Genomic DNA, 12,639 nt, shown 5'->3' on the forward strand with positions numbered 1-12,639 from the left:
TCTTGAACTCTTCCGTGTACCGCTTGCTGCTCATAGACACCTCGACTTGGTCGCCAGTTTAAGGCTACGAAGTGTCTAGGAAGGCCGGGGCGATTCACTGCGTCGCCCCGCCAGCGCTCAGCGCCGAGTTCCGCAAGATCCACCAGTTCCTCGTCTTCGCCGTGAACACCCCGGCCCAGCATGCCTTGGCCGCTCACCTTGCAGATCCTGCATGCTGGCAAGGTCTCTCCGCCTTCTTTGCCGAGCGGCGCGCCTTGCTCGCTCCCGGGCTGAAGTCAGCGGGCTTCAAGCTCCTGCCTAGCCAGGGCACCTACTTCCAGCTCGCCGACTACTCGGCAATCCGGCCGGATCTGGAAGATGTGGCCTTTTCCCGCTGGCTGACCCTCGAGCATGGCGTGGCAAGTATTCCGGTCTCGGTGTTCTACCAGCAACCACCGGCACAGAAAATCGTACGCTTCTGTTTTGCCAAGCAAACGCAAACCCTGCAGGCTGCCAGCGCACGCCTAGCCAGGCTGGGAGCCTGAGAAGCGGCTCCCGATCTGCGTCAGCAGGGTGAAGGGCAGCATAGGAGTCTGCTCAATGCCCACCCCCCAGCACCAGGTCGGCCAGTTTTTCGCGGATTTCAATCAGGGAGTGGCGCGCATAGAGCAGCGGCAGCTCGCGGCGCTTGGCCTGATCTCGCACATTGCGCAGGAGCTGGTGATTGATGCGATCGCAGATCACCACCACCAGACCCGTGCCGCTGGGAATCTTGCGGCGCTCGTCGCCAACCTTTCGGCCAGTCCAGTGTTCCGTCACCGTGAAACCTCTCAGATGAGGATTCTGTTCCAGCTCCTGCCTGATCGGATCCACATGATCCGCGCCGACGATCAATGCCTTCATCACACTCTCCCCAAGCCAAGTCGATGGAACCCAGCTTAGGGATAATCTGCAGCGGGCAGAACCATGAATTTATTAGCTGCTTATGCCAATACCTGGCCTATGAAGCTGTTCGCGATCTTTTGAAAGCCTTGGCCTGGCTGGATGAGGAAAAGATAGTTACAACGGGGCTCCGTTTGCCAACGCCGTACAGGAGAAATTGGGGCGACCCTCGAGGTGGAAAAGTGCAATCAATTGCACACCTTTGCGGTTATGCCTCAGCCTAGATCGTGGAGCGCTCGTTTGCGCGGCTTGAGCAGTCTCGCCGACGCTCGAAAACCGCGGAGCGTCAGCTCAATACCAGCCTCCAGTTCATACGCCTAGCATTCTTGAGCGTGCTGCTGAAAAGATCCTGAGCAGTCTCCCTGGGCGGAAACTGAATAAGTGCAGCTCGGCCACTGCGGTCATTGGTATGACTCCCCGAGACAGGCTGCATTGCAGGACTAAGCTGTCGATCAACATAGATGGCCGCGGCCGGGTCGGTTCTGTATGCGCGTGAATGGCATGCAGCTTCGAGTCGCGCGTCTTTACGCGATCTTTACGCTCGCCCGTTCGGTATCAACACAAGCTTTATTCAGGGCTATCTAGAGTTCAGGGCAAGAGAGAACGCGGGTTCTCTCCCTTGCCGGAGAACTCTTTCATGTCTGAATTCCTATGTCTCGCATTGCTGGCAGGCGCGTTCGCCTGCGTGGCATTGCTGATTGCGGGCTGCCACAAGCTGGAGGGGCTGAAATGAGCGCCCTTTACTGGATCGCTGGCGGCGTCGCGTTGCTGCTCTTCATCTACCTGCTGGTCGCGCTGTTCCGCGCCGAGGAGATGTCATGAACCACTCATCCGTCTTGCAGGTGGGGCTGTACCTGCTGATCCTGTTTCTGCTCGCCTGGCCGCTGGGCCGCTATCTGGCCGATCTGTTCGAAGGCCGGGTGGCCGAGCGCTGTCCGCGTCTGGCGGCAGTCGCCGGGCGTTTCTATCGTCTGTGCGGCGTCCGTGCCGAACAGGATATGAGCTGGTGGCGCTACGCCCTGGCCTTGCTGGTCTTTAATGCCATCGGCGTGCTTGTGGTGTATGCGCTGCAACGTCTGCAGGTCTGGCTGCCGCTCAATCCGGCCGGCATGGCCGCGGTGGAGCCAGGCTCGGCTTTCAACACGGCCATCAGTTTTGTCACCAACACCAACTGGCAGGGCTACAGTGGCGAGGCGACGATGAGTCACCTCACCCAGATGCTCGGTCTGGCGGTACAGAACTTCCTCTCTGCGGCCACTGGTCTGGCGGTGGCGATTGCCTTGGTACGTGGCTTCGCGCGTCGCTCGGTAGCGGGCATCGGCAATGCGTGGGTGGACCTGACGCGGGCCACCGTCGGTGTGCTGCTGCCGTTGTCCACCGTGATGGCGGTCTTCCTCGTGGCGCAGGGCGTCGTGCAGAACTTTTCCGGCCCGACCGAAGTCATGCTGCTGCAGCCAGTCGAATACAGCCAGCCCAAACTCGGCGCAGATGGTCAGCCACTCAAGGATGCCGCGGGCCAGGTCGTGACCGAAACAGTTACTGCCAAGGCCCAGTCGCTTCCCATGGGCCCGGTTGCTTCACAGGAAGCGATCAAGATGGTCGGCACCAATGGTGGTGGCTTCTTCAATGCCAACTCCGCCCATCCTTACGAGAACCCGACCCCGCTCGCCAACCTCGTGCAGATCCTGGCGATCTTCCTGATCCCGGCCGCACTGTGCTTCACGCTCGGCCACATGGTCGGTGATATCCGTCAAGGCCTGGCGATTCTCGGTGCAATGACGCTGGTTTTTCTGGTCATGGTGGCCATCACTATCTGGGCCGAGGGGCACGCCAATCCCTTGCTCACCGCGCTAGGCATGGATGGCAGCGGGGGCAACCTCGAAGGCAAGGACGTACGCTTCGGCAGCCTGCAATCGGCGCTGTTCGCGGTGATCACCACGGCCGCCTCCTGTGGCGCGGTGAATGCCATGCACGACAGCTTCATGCCACTGGGTGGGCTGGTGCCGATGTTGCAGATCCAGCTGGGTGAAGTGGTGTTCGGTGGCGTGGGTGCCGGCCTTTACGGCATGCTGGTTTTCGCCATCGAAGCGGTCTTCTTGGCTGGCCTGATGATTGGCCGCACGCCGGAATATCTGGGCAAGAAGATCGAGTCCTACGAGATGAAGATGGTGTCCGTAGTGATCCTCGCCACGCCGCTGCTGATCCTTGGCGGCACGGCTATTTCGGTACTAGCGCCAGCCGGTGTTGCCAGCATGGCCAACCCGGGGGCGCACGGCTTCTCCGAGGTGCTCTACGCCTTTTCATCCGCAGCCAACAACAACGGTTCCGCCTTCGCCGGCCTGTCAGCCAACACGCCCTTCTACAACCTGATGCTGGGGCTGGTGATGTGGTTCGGTCGATTTACCGTGATCGTTCCGGTGCTGGCGATTGCTGGGCGGCTCGCCGCCAAGCCGCGTCTGGTGGTCACGGCCGGCACGCTGCCCACGCATGGCCCGCTCTTCATTGTGCTGTTGATCGGCACGGTCGTCCTCGTCGGCGCGCTGACCTATCTGCCCGCTCTGGCGCTCGGCCCGATTGTCGAACATCTCAATCTCTTTCACTGAAAGGAAGCATGACATGAGCAAAAAAAATACGCTTCCGCTGCTAGATCCTGCGTTGATTCGTCCGGCCATGCTGCAAGCCTTATACAAGCTTTCACCATGCGCGCAACTGCGCAACCCGGTGATGTTCGTGGTGTGGATAGGCAGTGCGCTGACCACCTTCCTGGCCGTTCAGGCCAGCATCGGTCAAGGCGATGCACCGGTCGGTTTCGTCTGGGCTATCGCCGTCTGGCTGTGGTTCACCGTGCTCTTTGCCAACTTTGCCGAAGCCATGGCCGAAGGACGCGGGCGGGCACAAGCGGAAGCCTTGCGCGGTCTGCGTCGTACCACTTGGGCCAAGGTTTTGAATGAACCACGCTACGGCGCGCAGTGGCAGTTGCGTGAGTCCAGCGATTTGCGCAGTGGTGATGTGGTCGTCGTCTCGGCGGGCGAAACTATCCCCGGCGATGGCGAAGTTATCGAAGGCGTGGCTTCGGTGGATGAATCCGCCATCACCGGAGAATCTGCACCAGTGATTCGCGAGGCCGGTGGCGACTTCTGTTCCGTTACAGGGAGCACCCGAGTGCTGTCGGACTGGCTGGTGATCCGCGTCACGGCCAATCCGGGCGACGCCTTCCTCGACCGCATGATCGCCATGGTGGAAGGCGCCAAGCGCGGCAAGACACCTAACGAGATTGCACTGACCATCCTGCTCGTGGCGATGACCCTGATCTTCCTGTTCGCCTGCGTGAGCCTCTTGCCCTTCTCGCTCTACAGCGTGGCGAGTGCAGGCCAGGGTACGCCGATCAGCGTAACGGCGTTGGTCGCCCTGCTGGTGTGCCTGATCCCGACGACGATTGCCGGGCTGTTATCTGCCATTGGCGTGGCGGGCATGAGTCGCATGATGCAGGCCAATGTCATCGCCACCTCGGGCCGTGCGGTCGAGGCGGCAGGCGACGTGGATGTGCTGTTGCTCGACAAGACCGGCACCATCACGCTAGGCAACCGCCAGGCCAGCACCTTCCTGCCTGCGCCGGGGGTGAGCGAAAAAGCCCTGGCCGATGCGGCGCAACTTGCTTCGCTGGCCGATGAGACCCCGGAAGGACGCAGCATCGTCGTGCTGGCCAAGGACAAGTTCAACCTGCGTGGCCGCGATTTGCATGAAGCGCACTTTGTTCCTTTCACCGCGCAGACCCGCATGAGTGGGGTCGACATCGACGGGCAGGATGCTCAGCAGCATGGCAAGCGCCACATCCGCAAGGGTGCCGCCGAGTCAGTACGCGCCTGGGTGGAGGAACAGGGTGGCGCATTTCCCGCACCCGTACAGCACAGCGTCGAAGAGGTCGCCAAGCGTGGCGGCACCCCGCTGGTCGTTGCGGATGGTCGCGAAGTGCTGGGCGTGATCGAACTGAAAGACATCGTCAAGGGCGGCATCCGCGAGCGCTTCGCCGAGCTGCGCAAGATGGGCATCAAGACGGTGATGATCACCGGTGACAACAAGCTCACGGCTGCCGCCATCGCGGCCGAAGCGGGTGTGGATGACTACCTCGCCGAAGCGCGCCCGGAAGACAAGCTCAAGCTAATCCGCGACTATCAGGCCGAAGGGCGGCTGGTGGCCATGACCGGCGACGGCACCAATGACGCGCCCGCACTGGCGCAGGCTGATGTGGCGGTCGCGATGAATTCCGGTACGCAAGCCGCCAAGGAAGCCGGCAACATGGTCGATCTGGACTCCAACCCGACCAAGCTGATCGAGATTGTCGAAACCGGCAAGCAGATGCTGATGACGCGCGGCTCGCTGACCACCTTCTCGGTGGCCAATGACGTCGCCAAGTACTTCGCGATTCTGCCCGCCGTTTTCGTCGGCACCTATCCGCAGCTGGCGCGCCTGGACATCATGCATTTGGCCAGCCCGGCTACTGCCATCTTGTCTGCCGTGATCTTCAATGCCTTGATCATTGTCGCCTTGATTCCGCTGGCCTTGCGCGGCGTGCGCTATCGCCCACTCGGCGCGGCCATTCTGCTGCGCCGCAATCTGCTGATCTATGGTCTGGGTGGCGTGTTGCTGCCTTTTCCCTGCATCAAGTTGATCGACTTGTTCCTGTCTTCCATGGGAGTCGCATGATGAACGCCACAACTCAATCCCAATCCATCTGGCGCACGCTGCTGGCCGAATTGCGCCCTGCCGCCAGCCTGTTTCTGGCCCTGACCCTGATCACCGGCGCCGCCTATCCATTGCTGATCACGGGCATTGCCCAGGGCCTTTTCCCGCACGAGGCCAACGGCAGCCTGATTCTGAAAGACGGCAAGACTGTCGGGTCGGAGTTGATCGGCCAGCCCTTCAGCGATGCGAAATACCTGTGGGGCCGGCCTTCGGCGACCGGGCCGCAGCCCTATAACGCACTGGCCTCCAGCGGCAGCAATCTCGGTCCGCTGAATCCGGCGCTTGTCGACACGGTCAAGGCTCGTATTTCCGAGCAGCGTTCAGCCAACCCGGCGCAGACCGATCTGGTGCCGCAGGAGCTGGTTACCGCCTCGGCCTCAGGCCTCGACCCGCACATTTCTCCCGGAGCAGCCCGCTGGCAAGTTGCACGCATTGCTCAGGTTCGCGGCCTGCCTGCTGAGCGAGTGCAGGCTATCATCGAGGCATGCACTGAGCAGCCTGCCTTCGGCCTGTTCGGTGAAGCGCGCGTGAATGTGTTGCAGGTGAACCTCGCACTGGATGCTCTGAAGTGACCGACCAAAGGCCCGACCCCGACCGGCTGCTTGCCGCACTGGAACGCGAAAGCGAGCAGGCTGCGCGTGGACGTCTGAAGATTTTCTTCGGCGCCTGCGCCGGGGTGGGCAAGACCTACGCCATGCTCAATGCAGCCCGGCAGAAGCTTGCCGAGGGCGCGGACGTGCTGATCGGCGTGGTGGAAACCCACGGCCGCAGCGAAACGGCTGCGCTGCTCGAAGGCTTGCCGCTGTTGCCACGGCGCGAGGTGGCCTATCGCGGGCGAACGCTTGCCGAATTCGATCTGGACGCTGCCCTGGGCCGCAAGCCGTCGCTGATCGTGGTCGATGAACTGGCGCATACCAACATCGAAGGCAGCCGTCACCGCAAACGTTGGCAAGATGTGGAAGAACTGCTGGCCGCCGGGATCGATGTGTGGACGGCACTCAACGTCCAGCACCTGGAAAGCCTCAACGATGTGGTCGGCAGCATCACCGGGATACGCGTGCATGAAACGGTGCCCGATCAAGTCTATGAGCGTGCAGATGAAGTCTCGCTGATCGACTTGCCGCCCGAAGAATTGCAGAGTCGCCTCAAGGCGGGCAAGGTTTATCTGGGTGATGCTGCGGAGCGCGCCGCCGACAACTTCTTCCGCACCGGCAACCTGATCGCCCTGCGCGAACTGGCCCTGCGTCGCACGGCAGACCGCGTGGATGCGCAAATGCGCGCCTACCGCGCCGACCGTGCAATTGATCGTGTGTGGCAGACGCGTGATCGCCTGATCGTCTGCATCGGCCCCGGAACGGGCGGCGAAACGCTGGTTAGAAATGCCGCACGCATGGCCAGTCATACGCAGGCCGAGTGGATTGCGGTCAGCGTGGAAACGCCCGACATGGCCGGCGAATCCGAATCGCATCGCGGGCGCCGGCGCAACGCGCTGAAGCTGGCGGCCTCGCTGGGGGCCGAGGTGTGCAGCCTGAGCGCCGTGAACGCAGCAGACGCACTGGTGCGTTTCGCCATCAACCGGAACGCAGGCAAGCTGGTACTCGGACGCGCACGACGCGGCGTCTGGCAACGGCTGCTGCACCCCTCTCTGCTGGATCGGCTGGCCCTGCTCGAACATGAGCTGGAAATCGTCGTGGTTGGCCTACCGCATCACGAAAACCGCAAAGAGGCGCCTGAGCGTCGCCTGCCCGTGAACTGGCGCGGCTACGTCTGGGCCATCGTCATCTGTGCCACCACCACTGCCTTTGCCGCCTTGCTCCTGTCGGTGTTCGACCTGGCGAACGTGGTGATGGTCTTCCTGCTCGCCGTGGTGGGCGTGGCCTTGCGCTTCGGGCGCGGGCCCGGCGCGCTGGCCGCCTGCCTCAGCGTAGCGTCTTTCGATTTCTTCTTCGTGCCGCCACGCCTGACCTTTACGGTCAATGACACCCAGTACGTATTCACCTTCCTGCTCATGCTGGTGGTGGCCCTGGTGATCGGTCAGCTCGCGGCCAAGTTGAAGTTTGAGGCTGTGATGGCTGCCGAGCGCGAGCACCGTTCGGCGCAGCTGGCCGAACTATCACGTGCTCTTTCCGCCGCGCTTTCCACCGAGCAGATCGTTGATGTCGCCCTGCAGAACCTGGCGGGTATTTTTCAGGCGCGCGTTTCCATTCTGCTGCCGGACGCGGAAGCCAAGGTCCGACCAGCGCATGCGCCCGACAGCGATTTCGTCGATCTCGCGGTGGCGCAATGGGTCTTCGAGCATGAGCAGGAGGCTGGTCGTGGCACGGCCACCCTGCCGGCGGCCAAGGCGCGCTACTTGCCGCTGCGCGCACCGATGCGGGTACGCGGCGTACTGGGCTTGCTTCCCGGACATGGCCTGGTACTGGACGAACCGGCCATCACCCGTCAGCTGGAAACCTGCATCAGTCAGATCGCCCAGGCGCTGGAGCGTGTGCATTACGTTGAGGTCGCACAGGAGGCGCTGGTCAGTATGGAGTCCGAGCGCCTGCGCAACTCACTGCTGGCCGCTGTATCGCACGATCTGCGCACCCCCCTGACCGGCTTGGTCGGCATGGCTGATACGCTGGCAGCTCGGCCATCGCGGCCACCAGAAGAGCAGGAAATGATTCAAGGCATGCGCGACACAGCCCATCGCCTGACCGCATTGGTTTCCAATCTGCTGGACATGGCACGCCTGCAGACCGGTCGCATCGAAGTAAAGCGCGACTGGTGTGCGATTGAAGAGGTGATCGAAACAGCCAGTCGCCAATTGAGCGTACAACTGGCATCGCATCAGCTCGAAACCCGTATCGAGCCCGATTTGCCCCTATGCGAATTTGATCCGGTACTGATCGAGCGCGTACTGGTGAACTTGCTCGACAACGCCATTAAATACACGCCGGCAGCCAGCCACATCCGCATCTCAGCCGAATTGGCGGGGCGGATGCTACAGGTCAGCGTGGACGATGACGGCCCGGGCTTGCCGACAGGCCCCACTGAACGCCTGTTTGCAAAATTCGAGCGAGGTGATACCGAGTCCGCACAACCCGGTGTTGGCCTTGGCTTGGCCATCTGTCGCGCCATCGTGAGTGCGCATGGCGGCCACATTGAAGCGCACAATCGGGCCAATGGCGGGGCTAGTTTCAGCTTCAGCCTGCCGCTGGGCGAGCCCCCCGAGGCTGCCAACCTGGAGAAGGATGCATGAGCAGCCGAGTACTGATTATTGAAGACGACCCGGTGATCCGGCGCTTCGTACGCGCCTCACTGGAAACAGAAGGTTGTGAAGTCTTCGAAGCGGATTGCGCAGAGCGTGGCTTGATCGAAGCCGGTACGCGACAACCCGAGCTACTGATTCTCGATCTAGGCCTGCCTGATCGCGACGGGCTCGACGTCATCCGCGACGTGCGCACTTGGTCGCGCATACCCATCATTGTGCTGTCGGCACGCACCCAGGAAAGTGAAAAGGTCGCGGCTCTGGACGCTGGTGCCGATGACTATCTGGTCAAACCCTTTGGTGTCCCCGAATTACTGGCGCGTGTTCGAGCGCAAGTGCGCCGCCAGGCCAGTATGGCCGTCGGTGAGCAAGCCGTATTCGGTTTTGGAGATGTGACGGTAGACATGATCCAGCGCCGTGTAACCCGCGCTGGAGAAGAAGTGCATCTCACACCCATCGAATATCGCCTGCTGACCGTGCTCATGCGTGGCCACGGCCGCGTGCTGACGCATAGACAGTTGATGATGGATGCCTGGGGGCCAGGCTACGCCGAGCGTACCCACTACCTGCGGATCTACATGAAGCAGTTACGCGAGAAGCTGGAGCACAGCCCGGCACAACCGGAATACCTGTTGACCGAAACCGGTGTCGGCTATCGCTTGAAAAATTGAACGTACTGCGACAGCAACCAAGTGGATAGCCGCCGCTAGGCGAGAACAATCCCAATGACCGCTTCGGCCGGGCTGCACGCATAGGCTTTGCGGCCGGTTTCAAAGTGAAGCGGTCATCTGAATGACGGGTTCATGGATAAAGCGACAGACCGAACCTGTCCGATACCTGCCTTGAAGTCCATCAGCGTGATGTCATGGCTCGCGCAAAGCGCTCAAGGTCACCCGTGGAGTTTTGGACGACCAAGTCCAACAGATGCTCCACCCACCCTGAAATGCAGAGCAGCTTAGCCCTGCTCTCCCATGAACGCTTCCGCCCAGCGCCCCACGCGCGGCAGGCAGGCGCGCATGGCGGCTTGCTGTTCGGGTATTTCGAAGTAGCCGGCTTCGTGCAGGTAGGGAAAGCGCATGCGGCCGACGTCCTGCGCGTCGTGACCAAGATCGACGAGGCGGCCGGCGATGCGGTTGTACTGGTGTTCGTAATGCCCTTCGATGCTTCCGCCGAAGACGATGCGCATGAACTGGGAGCCGTATTTGCAGGCGCCGGAGAGGTCTTCCGGGCGCAGGGCCTGGCGCTCGCTGGCGAAGGCGCACCACTGGCGGAAGACGAACTCCTTGGCATGGGCAAAGTGCTGATAGTCGTAGGCCAGCAGTCCACAGTGTTCGTCGATGAGGCTCATGGCGTTTTCGCTCGGGCGCACACTCAGCGGTAGCCTTCTTCGCGCAGTACTTGCTGCACGACAGGACGGCTGCGCATCAGGGTGTAATGCGCGGAAAGCCTGAGGGGCAAGGGGATGTCCAGTTTGTCAGCCCAGAACTCAACATAGAACAAGGCCGGGTCGGCAATCGAGAACTCGCCGGCCGCGTAAGGCCCGATAAGCTGGGTGTCGAGAATGGCAAAGGCCTTGTCGACAATCGCCCGACCCTGCTCCTGGAGGACTTCCTTGCCGCTGCCTGCAAAACCCTCAGCATTGAAGAGGCGTGCAAAGCCCTGACCGTGTACGGTGCCCACTACATAGGCAAGGACTTCCATGACCCGTGCGGCAGCCAGCGTATCTTCAGGCATGAGCCGGGCACGGGGATGACGGCGTGCGAGCCAGTAGGAGATGGCGATGTAATCGGTGAGGGACTGCCCATCGTCCAGCACCAGTGTCGGGATGCTGCCTTTGGGATTGAGCGCCAGGTAATCGGGGTGCAGATGCTGGCCGGCCGGGATGCTGATGATCCACGCTTCGAAGGGCAGCCCCAGCTCCTCAAGCAGGATGTGGATACCGGTGGTGCAGGACCCGGGCGCCATGTAGAGCTTCATGCGGAGGCCTCGCTGAAGCGCATGATCTGTGGCTCTTCATCGGCAAAGGTAACAATGGCTTCCTGCAGCCTCAGCTCACTGTCGTATGTGTAACGATGCGTCATTTCTACTTCGCCATAGACGATTTTTTCGACCCGTATCAGGGCGCCCTGTGCATCATATTCGGCGCGGAACCAGGTGTTGCGGTTGCGCAGGGTTGCTTCCGGCAACTCTTCAACGAGTTGCAGTGGCAGGCGTACTCCGGTGTAGGAAAGGAAGAAGCGCGGGCTCATGTTGCCGTTCCGCAAGGGCTCGCCCGCGCCGCACAGCCTTCTGCGGGCGGTGGGGCCGCTGGCGTGGCGGTGAGATGGCCGCGCAGCCATGTTTCATCGAAGCCCACCAGGCAGCAGCCATCTTCCAGGGTCAGCAGTGGACGACGGATCAGGAGTGGTTGGGCCAGCAGTGCGGCAAGGGCCTGTTCGGCCGAGAGCAGCTCCGGCTGGATCAGTCCATCACGCACCGCGGGCGCCGCGCGATTGAACCAGTCGGCTACCGGCAATGGCGCCAGAAAGGCCAGCAGGCGCTCGGGCGTCCAGGCCCAGTGCAGCAGATCACGCACTTCAAGCGTGTGGCCGGCAGCCGTCAGCCAGGCTTTCTGTTTTGCATTGCCGCCGCAGCCCGGCTTTTCGTAGAAGACGATGTGGGCCATCAGCTTCTCCCGCCGATGGGCGTGTGCAGAGAGAGCAATTGTCGCGTTTGTACTTCGATGAGATGGCGCACGTCAGGATCGATGCGGCGGATCCATTGGCGCGGAAAGGCCCGGGTGCCATAACGGGCGCCCGCCAGCATGCCAACGAGGGCGCCAGTGGTATCAGCGTCATCCCCACGATTGACCACGGCGATCAGGCTGTTCTCGAAGTCTTCGTGATTGAAGAAGTGGTAGAGCACGGTCTGCACGGTGTCCACCACATAGCCGGTGGCACGGCCACGATAGGCCTGGATGGAGAAACGTGGCTCGAGGGTAAAGAGCTCATCGGCGATGGCCTGCACGACGGCCATGCCCTCACCGCGCAGGAGGGCGGCCGTCATGCGTGCAAGGGCCACATTGGCCAGATCGGACAAAGGATGGCCGTGGGTGATACGCCCCTGCGCGAGGCTGTAATCGATCAGGGCCTGCTCGTTGTTCAGGAAACCCAGCACCACCGGCAAATTGCGCATGACCGCGCCGTTGCCCGCATCACCTTCGTTGAAGGCGGCCACGAGGCTGCCCTCCTGCATGTAGCGGCGGATACCGCGCCGGCAGGTGTTGCCACAATCCACCGGCTTGCTGCGCAGCCAGCCCACATAGTGCTCGGCCACCTCAGTGAGATCCCAGCCGCGTGCCGTCACAATGGCATCCCCAAGCGCAAGCGCCATGGTGGTGTCGTCCGTCACCTGACCGGGCTTCAGGCGCAGCCAGCCACCACCGATGATCTCGCGGTGGGTGCCGTACTTGGACATGATCTCGCGTGGCGTCATGAATTCCACCGTGGCGCCCAGCGCGTCACCGATGGCCAGGCCCAGATAGGCGCCGAGCGCACGATCGAGCAGGGACAGCGGTGGCGCACCGGCGGCGGCAGATTGATCCAGCAAGGCTTCAGCCATTCATGACTCCTGACTCATGGGGCTGACACATGCGAAGCAAGCATAGCGAGCGGTTCAAGGTCGAAGCGAGGAGCAGAAACGTAAGTGGGTACGTTAATCACCGGAGCTTCGAGATTGAGCCGCGC

Annotated in this window: 13 protein-coding genes; 7 read left to right on the top strand and 6 right to left on the bottom strand. The window is 61.9% G+C overall.

Features of this window, described 5'->3' with window-relative positions; genetic code table 11:
- The first annotated feature begins 71 nt into the window (after window positions 1-71).
- Window positions 72-524 carry an aminotransferase class I/II-fold pyridoxal phosphate-dependent enzyme gene (locus C0V76_RS15910; protein ID WP_101943720.1) on the top strand — a complete coding sequence of 151 codons (453 nt, stop codon included), beginning with the start codon at window positions 72-74 and terminating at the stop codon, window positions 522-524.
- Between the two features lie 52 nt (window positions 525-576).
- Here C0V76_RS15910 and C0V76_RS15915 read toward each other — a convergent pair whose 3' ends face one another.
- Window positions 577-882: a DUF2325 domain-containing protein gene (locus tag C0V76_RS15915; RefSeq protein WP_101943721.1), complete on the bottom strand. Its 306-nt coding sequence runs from the start codon at window positions 880-882 to the stop codon at window positions 577-579.
- Window positions 883-1,650: 768 nt separating this feature from the next.
- On the opposite strand from C0V76_RS15915, the gene kdpF reads away from it, so the two are divergent.
- From kdpF to kdpE, 6 genes are read left to right on the top strand one after another with little or no spacing between them, the layout of a single operon-like run.
- Window positions 1,651-1,743 carry a K(+)-transporting ATPase subunit F gene (gene kdpF / locus C0V76_RS15920; protein WP_101943722.1) on the top strand — a complete coding sequence of 31 codons (93 nt, stop codon included), beginning with the start codon at window positions 1,651-1,653 and terminating at the stop codon, window positions 1,741-1,743.
- Window positions 1,740-3,524 carry a potassium-transporting ATPase subunit KdpA gene (gene kdpA, locus C0V76_RS15925; protein ID WP_101943724.1) on the top strand — a complete coding sequence of 595 codons (1,785 nt, stop codon included), beginning with the start codon at window positions 1,740-1,742 and terminating at the stop codon, window positions 3,522-3,524. Before kdpF ends, kdpA begins: the two co-directional genes overlap by 4 nt.
- Before the next feature lie 13 nt (window positions 3,525-3,537).
- Entirely contained in the window at window positions 3,538-5,625 is a 2,088-nt protein-coding gene (kdpB, locus tag C0V76_RS15930; protein ID WP_101943725.1) for a potassium-transporting ATPase subunit KdpB, read from the top strand.
- Entirely contained in the window at window positions 5,625-6,236 is a 612-nt protein-coding gene (gene kdpC / locus C0V76_RS15935; RefSeq protein WP_101943727.1) for a potassium-transporting ATPase subunit KdpC, read from the top strand. The genes kdpB and kdpC overlap by 1 nt, the downstream gene beginning before the upstream one ends.
- The gene (locus C0V76_RS15940) at window positions 6,233-8,905 is read left to right on the top strand and encodes a sensor histidine kinase KdpD (RefSeq protein WP_101943728.1); all 2,673 of its coding nucleotides are present in this window, start codon (window positions 6,233-6,235) and stop codon (window positions 8,903-8,905) included. Before kdpC ends, C0V76_RS15940 begins: the two co-directional genes overlap by 4 nt.
- The gene (gene kdpE / locus C0V76_RS15945; protein WP_101943730.1) at window positions 8,902-9,585 is read left to right on the top strand and encodes a two-component system response regulator KdpE; all 684 of its coding nucleotides are present in this window, start codon (window positions 8,902-8,904) and stop codon (window positions 9,583-9,585) included. Before C0V76_RS15940 ends, kdpE begins: the two co-directional genes overlap by 4 nt.
- A gap of 284 nt (window positions 9,586-9,869) precedes the next feature.
- On the opposite strand, the gene C0V76_RS15950 is transcribed toward kdpE, so the two are convergent.
- The 5 genes from C0V76_RS15950 to draG are packed head-to-tail and all read right to left on the bottom strand — an operon-like array spanning window position 9,870 to window position 12,514.
- Window positions 9,870-10,262: a transcriptional regulator gene (locus C0V76_RS15950; protein WP_101943732.1), complete on the bottom strand. Its 393-nt coding sequence runs from the start codon at window positions 10,260-10,262 to the stop codon at window positions 9,870-9,872.
- 23 nt (window positions 10,263-10,285) lie between these two features.
- Complete coding sequence (locus C0V76_RS15955) at window positions 10,286-10,891, bottom strand: glutathione S-transferase family protein (RefSeq protein WP_101943734.1); 606 nt, start codon at window positions 10,889-10,891, stop codon at window positions 10,286-10,288.
- Entirely contained in the window at window positions 10,888-11,163 is a 276-nt protein-coding gene (locus tag C0V76_RS15960) for a DUF6156 family protein (protein WP_101943735.1), read from the bottom strand. The genes C0V76_RS15955 and C0V76_RS15960 overlap by 4 nt, the downstream gene beginning before the upstream one ends.
- A complete protein-coding gene (locus C0V76_RS15965; RefSeq protein ID WP_101943737.1) occupies window positions 11,160-11,579 on the bottom strand; it encodes an ArsC/Spx/MgsR family protein in 420 nt (139 codons plus the stop codon). Before C0V76_RS15965 ends, C0V76_RS15960 begins: the two co-directional genes overlap by 4 nt.
- Complete coding sequence (gene draG, locus C0V76_RS15970; protein WP_101943738.1) at window positions 11,579-12,514, bottom strand: ADP-ribosyl-[dinitrogen reductase] hydrolase; 936 nt, start codon at window positions 12,512-12,514, stop codon at window positions 11,579-11,581. The genes C0V76_RS15965 and draG overlap by 1 nt, the downstream gene beginning before the upstream one ends.
- Between the last annotated feature and the right edge of the window lie 125 nt (window positions 12,515-12,639).

Source organism: Uliginosibacterium sp. TH139, assembly GCF_002855595.1.
Classification (GTDB): Bacteria; Pseudomonadota; Gammaproteobacteria; order Burkholderiales; family Rhodocyclaceae; genus Uliginosibacterium; species Uliginosibacterium aquaticum.